The 16,563-nt window shown below is 66.1% G+C and carries 15 protein-coding genes and 1 pseudogene; 9 read left to right on the plus strand and 7 right to left on the minus strand.

The features are described 5' to 3' along the window. Positions 1-37 precede the first annotated feature (37 nt). Complete coding sequence (locus D7Y11_RS25325; protein ID WP_121755027.1) at positions 38-1,489, plus strand: hypothetical protein; 1,452 nt, start codon at positions 38-40, stop codon at positions 1,487-1,489. 108 nt (positions 1,490-1,597) lie between these two features. Here the strand turns inward: D7Y11_RS25325 and infC are convergent, their stop codons facing one another. After that, on the minus strand, positions 1,598-2,347 hold the full coding sequence (gene infC / locus D7Y11_RS25330) for a translation initiation factor IF-3 (protein WP_120579749.1): 750 nt from the start codon (positions 2,345-2,347) through the stop codon (positions 1,598-1,600). Between the two features lie 303 nt (positions 2,348-2,650). Between infC and D7Y11_RS25335 the strand changes: the two genes are divergently transcribed. Both D7Y11_RS25335 and D7Y11_RS44420 read left to right on the plus strand, forming a co-directional pair. After that, positions 2,651-3,808: a trypsin-like serine protease gene (locus tag D7Y11_RS25335; RefSeq protein WP_126934986.1), complete on the plus strand. Its 1,158-nt coding sequence runs from the start codon at positions 2,651-2,653 to the stop codon at positions 3,806-3,808. Between the two features lie 107 nt (positions 3,809-3,915). Then, positions 3,916-4,518 (plus strand): transglycosylase SLT domain-containing protein, encoded by a 603-nt coding sequence (locus D7Y11_RS44420; RefSeq protein ID WP_120597818.1) that lies wholly within the window; start codon positions 3,916-3,918, stop codon positions 4,516-4,518. A gap of 100 nt (positions 4,519-4,618) precedes the next feature. On the opposite strand, the gene D7Y11_RS25345 is transcribed toward D7Y11_RS44420, so the two are convergent. After that, positions 4,619-4,915: a hypothetical protein gene (locus D7Y11_RS25345; RefSeq protein ID WP_120566963.1), complete on the minus strand. Its 297-nt coding sequence runs from the start codon at positions 4,913-4,915 to the stop codon at positions 4,619-4,621. Positions 4,916-5,097: 182 nt separating this feature from the next. After that, positions 5,098-5,613 (minus strand): hypothetical protein, encoded by a 516-nt coding sequence (locus D7Y11_RS25350; RefSeq protein ID WP_120579736.1) that lies wholly within the window; start codon positions 5,611-5,613, stop codon positions 5,098-5,100. Positions 5,614-5,826: 213 nt separating this feature from the next. Between D7Y11_RS25350 and D7Y11_RS25355 the strand changes: the two genes are divergently transcribed. Further along, positions 5,827-6,285 carry a DUF2267 domain-containing protein gene (locus tag D7Y11_RS25355; RefSeq protein WP_120597815.1) on the plus strand — a complete coding sequence of 153 codons (459 nt, stop codon included), beginning with the start codon at positions 5,827-5,829 and terminating at the stop codon, positions 6,283-6,285. 26 nt (positions 6,286-6,311) lie between these two features. On the opposite strand, the gene D7Y11_RS25360 is transcribed toward D7Y11_RS25355, so the two are convergent. Continuing rightward, entirely contained in the window at positions 6,312-7,805 is a 1,494-nt protein-coding gene (locus D7Y11_RS25360) for an HAD-IG family 5'-nucleotidase (protein WP_121755025.1), read from the minus strand. Between the two features lie 159 nt (positions 7,806-7,964). On the opposite strand from D7Y11_RS25360, the gene D7Y11_RS25365 reads away from it, so the two are divergent. Continuing rightward, complete coding sequence (locus tag D7Y11_RS25365) at positions 7,965-8,606, plus strand: SRPBCC family protein (RefSeq protein WP_126934988.1); 642 nt, start codon at positions 7,965-7,967, stop codon at positions 8,604-8,606. Between the two features lie 45 nt (positions 8,607-8,651). Here D7Y11_RS25365 and D7Y11_RS25370 read toward each other — a convergent pair whose 3' ends face one another. Both D7Y11_RS25370 and D7Y11_RS25375 read right to left on the minus strand, forming a co-directional pair. Continuing rightward, positions 8,652-8,930, minus strand: coding sequence for a hypothetical protein (locus D7Y11_RS25370; protein WP_126934989.1), 279 nt, complete (start codon positions 8,928-8,930; stop codon positions 8,652-8,654). Positions 8,931-9,310: 380 nt separating this feature from the next. After that, on the minus strand, positions 9,311-12,442 hold the full coding sequence (locus tag D7Y11_RS25375; RefSeq protein WP_126934990.1) for a class I SAM-dependent DNA methyltransferase: 3,132 nt from the start codon (positions 12,440-12,442) through the stop codon (positions 9,311-9,313). A gap of 36 nt (positions 12,443-12,478) precedes the next feature. Between D7Y11_RS25375 and D7Y11_RS25380 the strand changes: the two genes are divergently transcribed. Together D7Y11_RS25380 and D7Y11_RS25385 are read left to right on the plus strand one after the other, a co-directional pair. Further along, positions 12,479-13,033, plus strand: a complete 555-nt coding sequence (locus D7Y11_RS25380) for an SRPBCC family protein (protein WP_233607390.1) — start codon at positions 12,479-12,481, stop codon at positions 13,031-13,033. 43 nt (positions 13,034-13,076) lie between these two features. Continuing rightward, positions 13,077-13,916, plus strand: coding sequence for a DUF5131 family protein (locus tag D7Y11_RS25385; RefSeq protein ID WP_126934991.1), 840 nt, complete (start codon positions 13,077-13,079; stop codon positions 13,914-13,916). Here D7Y11_RS25385 and D7Y11_RS25390 read toward each other — a convergent pair. After that, on the minus strand, positions 13,894-14,790 hold the full coding sequence (locus tag D7Y11_RS25390) for a LysR family transcriptional regulator (RefSeq protein ID WP_126934992.1): 897 nt from the start codon (positions 14,788-14,790) through the stop codon (positions 13,894-13,896). The genes D7Y11_RS25385 and D7Y11_RS25390 overlap by 23 nt on opposite strands. 87 nt (positions 14,791-14,877) lie before the next feature. Here D7Y11_RS25390 and D7Y11_RS25395 point away from each other — a divergent pair, with 87 nt between their 5' ends. Together D7Y11_RS25395 and D7Y11_RS25400 are read left to right on the plus strand one after the other, a co-directional pair. Next, a complete protein-coding gene (locus tag D7Y11_RS25395) occupies positions 14,878-15,711 on the plus strand; it encodes an oxidoreductase (protein WP_120581385.1) in 834 nt (277 codons plus the stop codon). A 78-nt stretch (positions 15,712-15,789) separates the two neighbouring features. Beyond that, positions 15,790-16,563, plus strand: a pseudogene (locus tag D7Y11_RS25400) (hypothetical protein); the annotation flags it as partial.

Consider the following 16,563-nt stretch of genomic DNA (forward strand, 5'->3'; position numbering starts at 1 on the left):
CAGTTTCCCGGCGGGGAATCCAACGGAAGGGGTGGGCATGGGTTGGGCGGCGGTCACAGGGCTCCTGCTGGCGGGCATGACGGCGGCGACACCGCCCTCGGCCATCCCGGTGCGGGGAGGCAACGCGCTGACGCTGCCCGCGCACCGGCACATCGTGCGCGTGTCCCGCAGCGAGGGATCCGTGCTGCTCGCGGCGGTGCAGCAGGGCGGACAGGACGGGCACGGCCTGCGGATGTTCCGCAGCGACAACGGCGGCAGCACCTGGAAGCAGGAGGGCATCATCCACGACGGCTCCACCTACGACCGCGCGGACCTGGTGGTGGTGGGCAAGGACGTGGCGCTCGTCTACGCGGTGGAGACGCCGGACAGCGCGGGCATCAGCGGCTCCACGTCACGCGACGTGTACTTCCAGTGGTGGCGCTACAGCGCGTCCAAGAACCACTGGCTCCCGGACACGCCCGTGCGCGTCTTCGACTCCACCAGCTCCAGCACCGCGTACTACCGCGCGGAGCTGGCGCGCGACTCCAAGGGCCGGCTCTGGGTGCAGGCCTTCTTCCGGGAGAAGGACGCGAGCAACACGCTGGTCGTCTCCGTGAGCAGCGACGGCGGCTCCACCTTCCGCACCCAGTCCGCGCTCGCGCACGGCGTGCCGAAGCGCGGGGGCGGGCGGCTCATCAGCCTGGGCAGCCGGCTGATGATGCTGTGGAGCTCGCACGACGGGCACGACACCACGCACTACCGCATCCGTGATGACAGCGCGTCCGTGTCCAGCTGGTCCTCCACGCGCACCGCCTTCTCCGACGGCATCTACCACGGAGCCGCGATGAGCGCGGTGGCGGACGGGAATGGCGGCCTGCACCTGGTCTACAAGGACAACTCCGAACGGCTGCTGTACCGCCGCTTCGACGGCAACGCCTTCGGCTCCGCGGTGAAGGTGCTGGAGGACGGGGACTGGGCCACGCAGCCGGCGCTCGTGCGCGCGGGCAGCAGCCTGTATCTCTTCTACAACCAGCCCCGGAGCGACGGCACGGGCTACCGGCTGTGGGTCCGCGCGCTGTCCTCCAGCGGCAAGCCGGGCGCGGGCAAGGAGCTCGCGTCGGTGTCTGGCTTCGCGGGCTACCCGGCGGCGCCGGACGTGCTGCCCTCGGGCGTGCAGTTGGTGTGCTTCTTCGGCATCGAGCCGTCCTCCGGCTCCAGCTACCGGCTGTCCTTCTTCTCCACCAGCGCGTCGTCGCTCAAGTCCCAGACCGTGGCGGCGAAGCAGGCTCCGGATGAAGACGCGGACGGCGAGCGATTCACCGCCACCGGAGGCCCGTCTTCGTCCCCGCCACCGCAGGATCCCGGCGTGCTGGCGAGCGCCATGACGAGCCCCTCCCAGCAGGCGATGGCCGCCGGGTGTGGCGGTGCCAGCGCGATGCTCGCGGTGGGCGTGACGTTCATCCTGATGGAGTGGGGCCGTCGCCGGCGCACGCGGGCCCTGCCCGGCTAGCGGGGCGAACCACGAAAACGAACGCGGGCGGTCTCCCCGGGACGCATCCCAAGGGGCACCGCCCGTGTGCGCGTCTCCCGGTGAGGGGAGACGCGAGCCTGCGTGCGACTACGTCGTCGCGGGCGCGGCGTCCGGCGCTTCGTCCGTCGTGTCGTCGTCGGCCTCGCTGGCGCCGTCGGATTCGACCGGGGCCGTGGAGGCACCGTCCGCACCCGGAGCACCCGGCGCCTGGGGCTTCTTGCCGGTGCCAGGGGGCGGGGACTTGCGAGCGGCCGCAGCGGCCTGCCGCGCCTGCTCACGCGCCTTCTGAGCGACCTTCGGCGTGGGGGCCAGGATCATGTACATCTGCCGGCCTTCCATGCGCGGCAGCTGCTCCGCCACGGCCACGTCCTTCAGGTCCTTGATGACGTCATCGAGGATGGCGCTGCCCAACTCCTTGTGCGTGATTTCACGCCCGCGGAACTGGATGACGACCTTGGCCTTGTTGCCCTCTTCGATGAACCGGCGGGTGTTGCGCACCTTGAACTCGTAGTCGTGCTCCTCCGTCTTGGGACGGAGCTTCACTTCCTTGAGCTGGATGACCACCTGCGTGCGCTTCGCGTCCGAGGCCTTCTTCTTCTCCTCGTACTTGAACTTGCCGTAGTCCATGATCTTGCAGACCGGCGGCTTCGCCATCGGGCTGACTTCGACCAGGTCGAGCGACTCGGAGCGGGCCTTTTCCAGCGCCGCCTCGATGGTCATGACTCCGAGCTGCGAACCGTCGGAGCCCACGACACGGACTTCCCGCGCGCGGATGCGGCGGTTGGTTCTCTGGTCCCTGTTGGGACCCCGGCTGCTGTTTCTCTGTTCGCGAATGATGTGAACATCCTCCAAAAAGGGTTGCAGACCCACCACCCGTGAAGATGTGGCAGGCCACTCAATGTGGCAGTCCCCTCCGGCGGAGAAGGCAGGCAGACAAGCCTTCAGCCCCTCGGGGCAGGGAGACGTGCAACGGACTCTATCCGGTTCACGTCCCCCAGGGGCAAGGTAACGCGGGGCACCCCCCCATTCCCATGGCCCCTGTTGCCTATGATGCGCCCCATGGCGAAACGGTCCACCGCGTCCGCTAGGGACAGGACAGGATGCCGACCCCGGGGGGTGGTTGCGCTCGGGGCCTCCCTGATGCTTGGCTGCTTGCCCTCCTGCGGGCCTGTGGACCCCAACCCCTCCGGACCCGCCGGGGGCCCGGGCCAGGCCCTGGTCCAGGGGACGGACGCCCCCGGGCACACGGCGGCGGTGGCGCTGGTGGCCCGGCGCACCCGCTGCGGAGGGGAGGCGCCGGTGCTCCTCTGCTCGGGCGCCCTCATCGCCCCGGACGTGGTGCTGACGGCGGCGCACTGCCTGGCCGTCTTCGGGGAGGCGGGCCCCTATGAGGTCTTCCTGGGCCCCACGCTGCTCCCGGAGCCCGGGCCCGGCGGGCGGTTCGTGCGGGTCATCCGGGCGGTGGCCCACCCGGAGTTCGTCCCGGCCACGCACACCTGGGACGCCGCCCTCCTGCGGCTGGCGGTGCCCGTGACGGACGTCCCGCCCTTCCGGCTCCCCCAGGTGGGGGACGCCCCGGTGGCGCCGGGAGACCCGGTGCGGGCGGTGGGTTACGGCGACACGAAGGACGCGGCCCGACCCTCGGGCCAGCGGCGCCAGGGCCTGCTCCAGGTGACGGGCGTCACCGGCAGCGCCTTCCAGGCTGGCCCCGCGCCGGCCATGACCTGCGTGGGGGACAGCGGAGGCCCGGTGTTGGGGGGCCCGGCGGGGAACGAGGTGCTCCTGGGCCTCACCGTCAGCGGTGACGTGGCCTGCCGGACGGAGGCGGTCCAGGTGCGGGTGGACGCACTGGAGGACTTCGTCCGCCCCTTCCTGGAGGCAGCCCCACCCCCCGCGCCCACGGAGACGCTTCCCCTGGACGCCCTCTGTGAGGAGGCCTGCGCGAGCGACGCGGACTGTCCCTCGGGCCTTCAGTGCGTCAGCGCCGGGGACGCCCCTGCCCGGTGCCTGCTGCCCGCGCTCCAGGCCGGGACCTACGGCGCGGCCTGTACGGAGGACGCCGCCTGCGGTGAGCAGGGCGTGTGCGCCCGGCTGGAGGTGGACGGCGACGACGCCTGCCGCTGCTTCACCCCCTGCGAGGCCACCGTCGACCCGCTGACACCGGACACGGACCGGCCCGACGTCAAATGCGGGTGCGCCGCGAATCCCAGTGGCTTGGGGGCTACACTCGCCGTCCTGCTGGGGCTGTTCTGGCGACAGTCCCACCGCAGGATTCCAGGAGGTCGGTTCCGGGCGTGACTCTGCGTGAAAGCGCCTACAAAACCGCAAATGTAGGCGAAACTCCGCGAATCAATCTCCGAGAATCAGGCATACACGTTTTCGGCAATCGCGAAGGTCCTTCCCCCATGGACTACAAGATCAAGTCTGGCGACACGCTGGGCGCGCTGGCCAAGCGCTTCAACACGGACGTGGATTCGCTGGTGAAGGCGAACCCGAACATCACCAACAAGGACCTCATCTACGCGGATGCGAAGCTCAACATCCCGGGCAGCAAGGATGAGTTCCAGGCGCAGGGCGTGTCCAAGGGGCCGGACCTGACGGGCGGCGCGCAGCAGACGCAGGGTGCGCAGCCGGTGGGTGACGTGCCCCCGGGCCAGGTGGGTGATTGGATCAAGCAGGCCATGGACATCCTCAAGGCCAACGGCGTCCCGACGGACAAGATGAACCCCCAGGACATCGCGAAGATCATCCAGCACGAGTCCAGCGGGAACCCGAACGCCATCAACAACTGGGACTCCAACGCCCAGAAGGGCACCCCGTCCATCGGCCTGATGCAGACCATCCAGCCGACGTTCGACGCGTACAAGCTCCCCGGCCACGACAACATCCGCAACCCGGTGGACAACATCATCGCCGGCGTCCGCTACTCCATCGAGCGCTACGGCTCCGTGTCCGACGTCCCCGGCATCAAGGGCCTGAGCAACGGCAGCGGCTACGTCGGTTACTGACCGGCGCTGATAGCACCCAGACGCACCGCGCCCCGCGGTGGAAGACGGCCTTTCCGTCTCCCACGCGGGGCGTCGTCATTTCAGCAGAGGGCGTGTGCCCTCAGCCCCCGTGCAGCCGGGAGCGCTCGCGAGGACCACCCGCGCGCTTGATGTGAATCTGGCTGGGCGCCTTCTTGCGCCCCCGAAGCCCCGTGCCCCGGTTGTTGCGCTTGGGGCCGTGGTCGCCAGCGGCGGGGCCCAGCGTCACGCGCTTCAGTTCCTTCTGTCGCAGCAGCGCCGCCGCGTCGTCATGGGCCAGCGTCTTGCGCCCCTTGCTGGCCTGTACGCTCGGCTGGGCCGCATGGGGATCCACGCGTCGCTTGTTCTTGATGCCTGCCACTCGGGTCCGCACGGACATGAAAGTCCTCCTTGGAACTGAGGTAGGGACCCATGCGGGGCGTTGCCATCCCTGGCGACGGGCGGGACAGGGGCCGCCTCGGGAGCATGTCGGGATGCGGGCGCCCGGTGGCGCGGGATGACAGGGGACACGCGGGCTGACGGTCTCCCGGGAGCGGGAATCCCGCCAGGCGCGGCCGGTGCTCAGGTGAGGTCTTCGTTGTCGCGGCGGGCGCGCTTCTTCGCCTTGGGCTTGCTGGACTTGCCCGCCTTCGCCTTGGGCTTCGTGGTCGTCTCCGGCGGGAACAGCCAGCCGTCCTCGGGGCGGGGCTGGGAGGCGTTCACCGGCTCCAGGTGCTGGCCGCGGCAGCCCCGGCACCAGGACTGCGGACGGCGCTGGCCCTGGCTCATGATGCGGAAGCCGAAGTCCTGCTCCGTGGGGCCCACGTGGTTGCAGCGCGGGCAGCGCGTCATCGACGTGGTGCCCGTCTCCCGGGCCTTCTCCCGTCCGTGCTCCACCACCAGCGCCAGCGCGGCGGCGAACCCGAGCTTGCGCTCCGTGGGGACGTGGAACTGACGCGCGCGCTTGCGGTTGCCCCGGCCCATCACGGGCAGGAGGTCCAGGCCTCCCAGGAGGTTGCGCTGCTCCAGGACTCGCGACGGAGACGATGGCGGGGTCGAGTGGCTCACGCGATCATTTCTACGGGAGGGGTCTGACATGGCCGGTCCACGCGCCGGGTCGCCAGGTCCCGCTCCATTCGGAGGTCTGGACACATGTTCAGTAACCCCTGGCATTTCCAGGGGATTCCCCCGGCGGCCGGGCGGGAGTGGGGCACAAGGGGGTGGGGCCCGCCTGCCTGCCGGGCGATGACGGGCGTTCCGGTGACCACCTTCCAGGAGGTCCCGTCCCCCCTTCGCCCAAGGTGTGCCCACATGGCCCAGGCCCATGAAACCGAAACCGAGAAGCAGGAACGCCACGCGCGGCGGCACGAAGCCCACCTGCGCGCCACCTACGCGGCGTTCATCCACCACGTCTGTGATTTGAGCGCCCTGCCTCCCGCGCTCGCGGAGTCCGCCGCCGTGTCGGTGCTGAGCGCGCTGGAGCGCCGGCTCATGCCCAACGGGGCGCGGAATCTGGAATCCCAGCTGCCGCGAATGCTGGTGGAGTTCCTGCCTCCGCCGGAGGAGCGCCCCCGGCACCCCCATCGCTTCGGTCGCGAGGAGATGATCGCGTCCGTCGCGGAGGACCTCCAGATGCCGGTGGACCAGGCGGAGCTGGTGGTCCGCGCGGTGCTGCGCGCCTTCCAGGACCAGATATCCGAAGGCGAGGCGGACAAGGTGGCCAGCAACCTGCCCGCGGACCTGCAGGCCCTCTGGCGCCTCACGCAGTAGTCGCGAGGCGCCGCGAGGGCTCTTCGCTACTCCGCGGGGCCGCTGCCCGCGCCGTCCCCGGTGGTGAACACCGGGGTGCCGCCGGGGATGCTGGGGTCGTGCGGGAGGCTGCCGCGAGGGCTGCGCAGGTAGACGAACGGCGTGGCGAAGAGGAAGTTGCTCACGCGCGACGTGTAGATGTCCGCGTAGCGCTCCACCTGCCGCGCCAGGTGGCTCTTGTCGTTGCCGGCGCGGGTGAGCAGGCCCCAGTGCGGGTTGGACAGCTCACCGGCCGCGCGGGCCATGGGGCCCAGCTCCGCGTCCAGCGCCTCCAGCTCCGCGCGCAGCTCCGTGAGCCGCGCCACCAGCTCTCCCTCCGCGACGTCCGAGCGGGGGCCGTAATGGTGGCGACGGCGCTGGATCTCCAGGCGCACCTGGCAGCTCTCCGCCTCCAGGCGCTCCTTCTTGAGCATGCGCTCGCCAATGCGCACCTCGGTGGCGCGGAAGGCGGCGATGGCGCGCACCTCGTCCTCCAGCTCGCGCAGGATGAGCGCGGTGCGCCAGCGCAGCACGTTCTTGCTGACGTGCACGTCGCCGAACATGTGGTCGCCCACGTAGAGGATTTCGTCGCCGGACAGGCCCAGGTGCCGCTCCAGCTCCAGCGCGCTGCCGCCGAAGTAGGGCTTGTTCTTGTCGAGCGGTCCGGAGTGCGGCCGCAGCAGCGCCTCGCCGTTGGCCTCCACCACCTCGAAGAGGGTGGAGCGCGTGGTGAAGAACTCGGGCTTGCGCGCGCTGACGATGACCACGTCGAAGAGCTGGCGCCAGGTCATGCCCTCGGGCAGGTGCCGGTCGAAGGCGAAGTGCATCATGGGCTCGGTGTAGGCCCACTCGCTGTTGGTGATGAGCAGCACCTTCTTGCCGGCGTTCTTCTGGTCCAGCAGTGCGAGCGGCGTCTCCGGGTCGTCGATGACGTAGCGCTCGGGGTCCGCGATGATTTCGGCCTTGAGGCGCCCTTGCATGTGCGTGGCGTCCAGGTTCTTGCGCACGTGCTCGTAGAGGTCCGCGTAGCCCATGGGGCCGGGGAGCTGGCCGGCGTCCAGGCGGTCCACGAGCTGCGCGTAGATGCAGGCCTCGGAGAGGGAGAACAGGGTGTTGAGGAACACCCAGCGCCGGTCGGCCAGGTCGATGACGGTACGGGTATAGGCCTCGCGCTGGGACTCGAAGTCCATGGGGCGGCTGCCGTGGAGGGCCTTCTTCACGAAGCCGAAGCGGTTGGCCTTGAGGAGGTTGCCCTTGGCGGTGTCGATGATGAGGCCGCGGATGGCGAGCATCGGGTCGAACGTCAGGTCGGCCACGGGCCATCCCTGTTCCACCAGGCGGTCGCGGATGTACTCGTACGCGCGGCGCTCCCACGCTTCCACGCGGTAGTGGATGAGCGTGTAGTCCATGTCGTAGCCCACGGCCTTGATGGCGCGCATGTTGAGGGTGCGGTTGCAGAACAGACCGCGTTCGGGCGGGGGACCGGAGAAGTGAGGAGCCATGGGAGCAAGGCTTGCCAAGGCTTGCACGCAAAGTCGAGCGGCCCGTGTGCCCGAGTCGCCCCGCGGGCAGGCCCGGGTCGTCCGGGTGTCGGAAAGATGGGATACAGGTGACGCACGCGCCGCGAGGGCCGGCGGCGCGCGGAACCGAAGGGCAGACACATGTTGGGAATGACTCGGCGGTGGGGCCTGGCCCTGGCGGTGGTGCTGGCGGCGGGCGTGGCGGGGGCGCAGGAATGGGAGACGGTGGCGACGAAGCCCTTCGTGATCAAGGTCCGGCCCCGTCCGGGGACGAAGGCGAAGGACATCTGGGCGGAAGGCGAGCTCAAGGCGAGCGCCGCGCAGATCCAGGCGGCGCTGGAGGACCAGGCGTCGTACCGGCTCTTCATGCCGTACGTGAGGGAGTCGCGGGTGGTGCGGCCCACGGATGACGGCGGGCGGCTGACGTACACTCGGCTGGACCTGCCGGTGGTGTCCTCGCGCGACTACATCTGCCACGTGGTGACGGAGTCGAAGGTCGCGCCGGACGGGACGGGTGTGTACCAGCAGCGCTGGAAGGCGGAGCCGGACGCGTTCCCCGCCAGACGGGACGTGGTGCGCCTGCGGCTGAACGAGGGCAGCTGGAGGGTGGAGCCCAGGGGCGAGGGCACGTCCTGGGTCGTCTACAAGTTCACGGTGGACCCCGGAGGTTCCGTCCCCGGGTTCCTGGCCAGCGTGGGGCAGAACGACGCGGTGGTGGACACGCTGCGCGCGGTGGAGAAGCGGGCGAAGTCGCTGCCCGTGGAGCCGCCTCCCGCGAAGTAGAACAAAAAGGGAACTGCCTGCCGCTCCCGCTTAATTGAGTCAAGCTTACGCTGAGCTGCAATCGAGAAAAATATGTAGCAGGCGCATGGATGATTTGTCTGTGCGGATATGGTTGCTCTCAAGTTCGCCGGTCAATCCAGGGAGTATCTCCACAGGAGTAGGATGCGACTTGATGCCTAGGCGAGGGGCCGATGAAGCACTGTCCTCGTTGAAGGCGCGGCGCAGTTCGGTATGCCAATATGAGATGTTTTTGTTGTGAAAAAAGCCAATCATCACAGCCTCGGGACACGCGTTGGCATAGCGGCATTCAATGAAGTCGCCCATGCCGCCCTCGCCAACATATTCCCCGATAGGTAGACCCGAAGTGCGCAGGCGTTTAGCTTCAAATACGTATGCGAGTCTCGGGCGCACAGCGGAGCGGATTATTGATAAATCCAATCTCAGCCGGTGGTTGCCTAGTTGCCCACCAGGACTCTCAGGCACCTGATCTCCAATTGTATAGTGAATGTACTCGTCGGGTGTGTCCGGGTGGTAGTCTAGGCGGAACTTCATTCCTTCGCACAACATGCCTGTGAGAGACGGCTCGTCAGGGGCGACGTGGAGTCGAGAACGCACGTCTGAGTACGCCCATACCAATAGTTGGTGCGCGTGTAGGCGGATTGTGTCTAGGTAAATATTCCACTGCTCGCTGAGGCTTGAGGTTCTCAAGAGGTTTCCCTCCTGGCTTCAATCACTTCGGCAATGACATCGTCTGCGTCCGTCAGCGCATGCGTTTCTGTCCATTCAATGCGGCGTGGAGGTTTGATTAGATGGATCGTGTCTCCATCGAAAATACGTACGCTTTGTTTGACATACACCCACTGACAGAGGTGCCTTTCGGCGGCATTTAGTAGCGATTCAAGCAGAGTCGCTTCTGCATTTTCAGCAAGGCGGACCTGGGTGGCAATTGGGGCGATAGATTTTCTAATTTGTATGGAGACGCTTATTCCTCTACTGGAGCGGAGGACGGTAATCGCGTGGCGTGCCCTACCTCCGAGAAAGCCATCCAGTTCCGACCTGAGCCGGTCGGCATATCCTTGCAGCTCATGCTCGCTTGGCATTTCTCGTAAGAGATAAGGGCTCTTTCCTTTGTTTGTCTGGTAGCGCACATGGAAAAACTCCCGGGCTACGAGAGAAACCGATGGATGTAGTCCAAGTGCTTCCGCGACGCGCTGATCGAGTAGTTCCTTTATGGCACTAGGCGATGCTCCCTCCACCTCATACGCCACTGCAATATCCCACGCGGTGGCGAGATTCTTTTCACGTTCAGAGGTCAATTCTGGGAATGGCAGCTTTTCGGCATCGCCCTTGTCGATTTGGCTGTAGCTGATGCCCCATTCTGAGCTCATTAGGAAGAACAGCAAATAGGGAATGAAGCTTGAGTTCCAGACGGCCGCTACCGCCTTCAGTCCGACCGAGGTATCTCCGGCAAGCCCGACCTTTGAATGTCGGATGATGAAACTCGTTTCGCTGAATGCAGCGAAGTCAGTCCACAAGAACAGGTGTGGTCCCTTCGTGATGGCTACACCCGATGTGCGATTTCCACGGACGTAACAACCGTGTGTGTTTGGGCGTAGAAATCGATCTGGGATGGTGAGAGAGCATTCTCCCTTACGCCGCGCGTTTAGAAATGCCCGATGATCTAGGACCGGCAATCCCTCTAGATCCTTGATATATGAGTTCGGCTCTTCTCTTGTGCCTGCACCACTTCGTAGTTGGAGACCAAGAGTAAGGTTCCATCCGCGGGAACGAGCAAGTTCTCCAAGCGTCGTTGGTAATGCACGACGGATACGCTTGATTGTCTGGTGATCACGCGGATTACCCCAAAGCGCAAATTTCCAAACGGATGCTGCGCCAGTCGCAGCCTCGGAAGAGCTTATCGATTTGACCTCAGACTCCGAGTATCCAATCGTCCAAAGTCTCCGTCTGGATAGTCGATGTTCGGTTGCGCCTTTGCCATTGATAGTGACTTGGTTGGCAGCAAACGGACCGAAGTGCAGAATTGCATGGGGTTGGATTTGGTCGCTTTTCCGTGAGTAGATAAGCGTGGTTGCTGGCTGCTGTGCTGACGGGAAAATCACGTATGCCAAGTTCGCGAGGTTTGTGACTCGATGTACTTGCAACCCTCCGAAGAATTTCTTTCGCCACTCTTCCAGGTGGTCGTTGGTGAGTGTCTTGGCGTGCAGGATTAGCCCAACTGCACCGTTGCTTGCGAGACAGTCAACGACGCGCCAAGCGAATGCCTCGCCTGTTCTTGCGCGTGCAAGTCCGAGTTCAGTCGAGCGCGTTTTCGACCACGTGAGAACATGCTTTGCCTTGGGGTCATTGGCCTTGAGTTCAACCCACGGAGGGTTGCCAATGATCCAGTCAAACGCCATGGCCTTTCCTGTGGCTTGGTCTTGCAATCGCCAGAAGGCTTTGGTTTTGTCGAAGAAGTCCTGACAAAACAGGTTGCTTCCGATTAGAGAAGGAAACTTAAAGCTTCTCCTGGCATGCAATTCCGGCGGATCAACATAGCTGAGTAGTGTCAGAATAAGGCTGAAGGCCGCGATTTGACATGCTGTCCTATTTCGCTCTACGGCGAAGATACTTCTCTGCAACAAGTCTCGCAGTTCCGTCGCATGGAGCGTGGTTCGTCCTTGAAGTCTGCATTCCATCTCTACCAAGCGGCGGTATGCAACTACGAGGAAAACCCCAGAGCCGCAGCATGGATCCAGTATCCGCATTCCAGCGAAGAGTGGGTGGATCGCTTCGACCTCTGAAATGAGGTAGTCGGCAAGGGGTTCGGGCGTGTAATGCGCGCCGCGCTTCTCTGGATTGGAAGACTCCTCAACGTCATCTTCGGCTTCCTCTTCATCCTCCGGTCCTTCTGAATGTAGAAATTGTTCGTAGATTGACGACAAGAACTCTACTGGGATGCTGGAGAAGTCGTAGGCCGTGAATGGGAGATGGAGTTGCCCGGAAAGAAGGTCTTCGCCGGAGAATACCCTTGCTACCGTGCGAATGACTTCGGCTCGCGGAGATCGAAGGCTGCCCCATGGGACAGGGAAAAGAAGGCCGTTAAAACGGGCTTCTACTGCTCTCGCGACCTTTCGGAAGCACTGCAGTGTTACATCGGCAAGGAATGCTGTTCCTGCGAAGATCTCCTCAGGATTGACATGCGCCTCGTCTAGGAGCCACTTGTCGGATAGAATGCCCCGAGCTCGGAGATAGGATAGGTAGACAAATTTCCCGATAAGGGAGTGGCATGTCCTGGCAGGAATGCCGTAGCGACTTTCAAGAATCCTGCTCAACTGCCGTAGTTGCTCTAGCAGGGTCGTATCGACCCGGGTCTCTGAGTTGAGATGTCGTGCATTCGTTCGCCAGATATCTCCACGATTAATCGCATCGGCGGTAAACGCAGAGAGAGCAGCCCGAATTTCTTCGAAGGTACCTTGGGCTTGAATAATCTCCCCACGGTTCTCACGGGTCGCGTCAGGGTGATATGCGAAGCCCGTAAAGACACGCACCTCAGCGGGCAGGACGATAATGACAAAGGGATTGACGCCCTGATTCCAGAGTCGCCGATGAATCTCGCGAGCCTCATCGACGGTTTGCGCCTCTGCGACATGTACCGCAGGGCGTAAGGCATGAGGAGTTGGCGATGTTCGAAAAAGGTAGCTGCCTCGTACACCTGCGGCACGCGCAGCCCGGAGCCAGTGCTGGTCTGATGGTGCGACTAATCCTGCACCATCGTCCTCACAAAACAACGGGGCATCCGCGTAGCCAAGCGCTGAGGTGAGATCGTTGTAGAGCATTCTCAAGTAAGGCGAAAAATCGGCTGCCAGTGTCGAGTGAATCAGCGTCTAGGTCAAGCGCTACAGGAGGTACCTAGGACGAAGGCGAAGGACATCTGGGCGGAAGGCGAGCTCAAGACGAGCGCCGCGCAGATCCAGGCGGCGCTGGAGGACCAGGCGTCGTACCGGCTCTTCATGCCGTACGTGAAGGAGTCGCGGGTGGTGCGGCCCACGGATGACGGCGGGCGGCTGACGTACACGCGGCTGGACCTGCCGGTGGTGTCCTCGCGCGACTACATCTGCCACGTGGTGACGGAGTCGAAGGTCGCGCCGGACGGGACGGGCGTGTATCAGCAGCGCTGGAAGGCGGAGCCGGACGCGTTCCCCGCCAGACGGGACGTGGTGCGCCTGCGGCTGAACGAGGGCAGCTGGAAGGTGGAGCCCAGGGGCGAGGGCACGTCCTGGGTCGTCTACAAGTTCACGGTGGACCCCGGAGGTTCCGTCCCCGGGTTCCTGGCCAGCGTGGGGCAGAACGACGCGGTGGTGGACACGCTGCGCGCGGTGGAGAAGCGGGCGAAGTCGCTGCCCGAGGAGCCGCCCCCCGCGAAGTAGCGGGGGATGGAGGCATGCGTGCCGGGTGTTCCCTCCGGACGCCATGGCTGACAACTCCAAGATTGAGTGGACGGACGCGACGTGGAACCCGGTGCGCGGCTGCGTGAAGCTGAGCCCCGGATGCAAGCACTGCTACGCGGAGACGTTCGCGGAGCGGTTCCGGGGCGTGCCGGGGCATCCGTACGAGCAGGGCTTCGACCTGAAGCTGATTCCGGGGAAGCTCGCCGAGCCGCTGCGCTGGAAGGCCTCCAAGCGCGTGTTCGTGAACTCGATGAGCGACCTGTTCCTGGATGACGTCCCGGAGGCGTACATCGAGACGGTGGCGCGGGTGATGGCGCTGGCGGACTGGCACACGTTCCAGGTGCTGACGAAGCGCGCGGAGCGGATGCAGCGGCTGCTGTCCACGCGGCTCGCGTTCGCGGCGAGGCTGCCGAACGTCTGGTGGGGCGTGAGCGTGGAGGACCGCAAGTACGGCCTGCCGCGAGTGAAGCACCTGCAAGCGGCGCCCGCGCGGGTGCGCTTCCTGTCCATCGAGCCGCTGCTGGAGGACCTGGGCCCGGTGGACTTCACCGGCATCGACGGAGTGATTGTCGGAGGCGAGAGCGGAGCGAAGGCGAGGCCTCTGGACCCGGAGTGGGTGCGCTCGGTGCGCGAGCAGTGCGACGCGGCGGGCGTGGCCTTCTTCTTCAAGCAGTGGGGCGGCAAGCGTAATGCAGCGGCCGGGCGCGAGCTGGACGGGCGCACGTACGACGCGCTCCCCCGGAGCACGGCGGCACCGTTCCCGGAGGACGCCCGGCGCCTGCGGTTGCTGGAGGAGGCCGAAGCGCTGGCGGCCCCGTGGCTGACGCCGCCGGGCGTGATCAGCGCCGCCGCTTCAGCTTGAAGAAGTCGATGAGCGCCTTGAGCTTGGGTGCTACCTGGGCGCGGCTTGGGTAGTAGAGGAAGAAGCCGGGGAGGGTGGTGGAGTACGGTTCGAGCACGCGCACGAGCCGCTTCTCCGCGAGAAGCTTCCGGATGCGGCTCTCTGGGACATAGGCGAGCCCCAGCCCGGCGACGGCGGCGTCCAGCACCAGCTCCGCGTCATCGAACACCACGCGGCCCTCGACGGCGACCTCGATGCGCTTCCCGCCGTCGCTCAGCGCCCAGCGGAGGAGCCCGCCGGTGGTCCGGCTGCGGTAGTTGATGCAGTCGTGGTCGCGCAGCTCGCGAGGGTGCTTCGGCTTGCCGCGGTTCGCGAAGTACGCTGGCGAGCCCACCACGTGCATGACGATGTCGCCGCTGACGGGGATGGCGATCATCTCGCGGTTCACGAGCTCACCGATGCGGAAGCCCGCGTCGAAGCCCTGCTGGACGATGTCGACGAGCACGTCGTCCAGATGGATGTCCACGCGGATGTCGGGATGGGCGGTGAGGAACTCCGCCAGGCGTGGGCCGAGCACCTCCTGGTAGCCGTAGCGGGGCAGGGTCAGGCGCAGCAGCCCCGTGGGCCGGTCGCGAAGCTCGCCCAGGGACTCGAAGGCGTCATGCACGCCGTGCATCGCGGGTTCGAGCCGCGACAGGAAGCGCGAGCCGGCCTCGGTGAGTCCCACGCTGCGGGTGGTGCGCTGGAGGAGCCGCACGCCCACGCGTACTTCCAAGGCCCGGAGGCTCTGGCTCACCGCGGAGGGAGTGACCCCGAGCTCCGACGCGGCGGCGGTGAAGCTGCGTCTGCGAGCCACCGCGAGGAACGCCATCAGGCCGGAGAGGTCGTCGCGCATTCCTTAGCGTAGCTACAAAGTGCATCCAGAGACGACGCGTTTCGGAGCGGAGGCCCGGGGCGTACTTCATGGGCCACGGAGGCAGTCATGAGCGCACAGGGCAAGGTCTGGTTCGTCACGGGGTCGTCGTCTGGGTTTGGCCGCAACATCGTGGAGGAGGTCATCGCGAGAGGGGAGCGCGTGGTCGCGACGGCGCGAGACCCGCGCACGCTGGAGGACCTGGTGGCGAGGGCCCCGGACCGGGTGCTCGCGGTCCAGTTGGACGTGACGAAGCCAGAGCAGGTGCAGGAGTCCATCACGGCGGCGCTGAAGCGCTTCGGTGCCATCGACGTGTTGGTGAACAACGCGGGCTACACGCTGTTGGGGGCGGTGGAGGAGACGAGCGACGCGGAGCTGCGAGCGGCCTTCGAGCCGCTGTTCTTCGGAGCAGTGGCGATGACGCGAGCGGTGCTGCCGCACATGCGGGAGCGGAGGACGGGCACCCTCGTGCAGCTCTCGAGCGTGTCCGGGCTGGTCCCATACCCGGGCGCGGGTGCGTACAGCGCGGCGAAGCACGCCCTGGAGGGCCTGTCCGAGTCGCTGGCGAAGGAGGTCGCGCCATTCGGAGTGAAGGTGCTCATCGTGGATCCGGGCATGTTCCGCACGAAGCTGCTGGGCCCATCATTCCGGCCGATGCCGGAGCTGGCGGCCTACGCGGAGTCGCTGGGGCCCATGCGCGCCTGGGTGGCGCAGTCCGCCGGCACGCAGCCCGGGGACCCCGTGAAGGCGGCGAAGGCCATCGTGGACGCCGTGGACGCGGGCTCCCCGACGCTGCGGCTGTTCCTGGGGTCGGACGCCCCCGCGGCCGTCCGCGAGAAGCTCGCGCAGGTGCTGGACGACGTGAACCGCACGGAGCAGGTCGCGCTGTCGATGGGGTTCTAGACAGGCGGTTCTGTCGGACCGGCCGAGTATGACCTGGTTCCACTCCCCATGCAGGGACGCAGCCAGGAGTCGAGAGCGATGGAATGCCGCCGGTGGGTGGTGCTGTGGCTGTGGCTCCTGCCGGTGTTGGCAGGGGCTGCATCACCGCCTGGCTCCGAGGACTCACTGGAACGTTCGGTGTACTCGCTGACTCGGTTGGAGGCGACCACACTGGTGCTGCTGCCGCGTGCAGGAACAGGCGCGGATGAAGGCTTCGTCCAGGTCGAGCCCACGCTCATCCTCGACGGTGGCCCGGAGCTCGGCGTCAACCTGGGCGCGCCCTTGAGGTTGCGGCTGTGGGGCGGCGAACGAGGCGCGAGCCGTGTGCGGCGTGAGGACTGGGACAGTCCGTCGGACTGGGGCCAGCTCGTGCGAGCCCTCAAGCTGGGCTCGGACCAATCGCCCTTTGGCGTCTGGTTGGGAGCGCTGGAGGACTACAGCCTGCTGTCGGCGCATCTGGTGCGCCACTACTCCAACCGGACGAACCCCGACTACCACCCGGCGGGAGGCTTCCTCACGGGCACGTTGGGTCCGCTCTACACGGAGGCCTTCGTCTCGGATGTGCTGGGCGCGCGGTTGATGGGCGCGGAGCTCTCGCTGGACGTTCAGCACCTCCTCTTCGGACGAGGCCGCGAACCCGGGCGCTACACGCTCGCCGTCTCCGCCGTGCACGACTGGGGACGGGCCGGAGGACGTACGTCCGCAGTGACGCTGGCGCATCTGGACGGAACGGCGGTGGTGCTGACGCGTCCGGGCCTGGAAGCGCACCTGCTGATGGGATGGGGAGGACGGCCAGGTGAAGGGGGCTCGTGG

This window comes from Corallococcus sp. AB018, from assembly GCF_003986945.1.
Classification (GTDB): domain Bacteria; phylum Myxococcota; class Myxococcia; order Myxococcales; family Myxococcaceae; genus Corallococcus; species Corallococcus exiguus.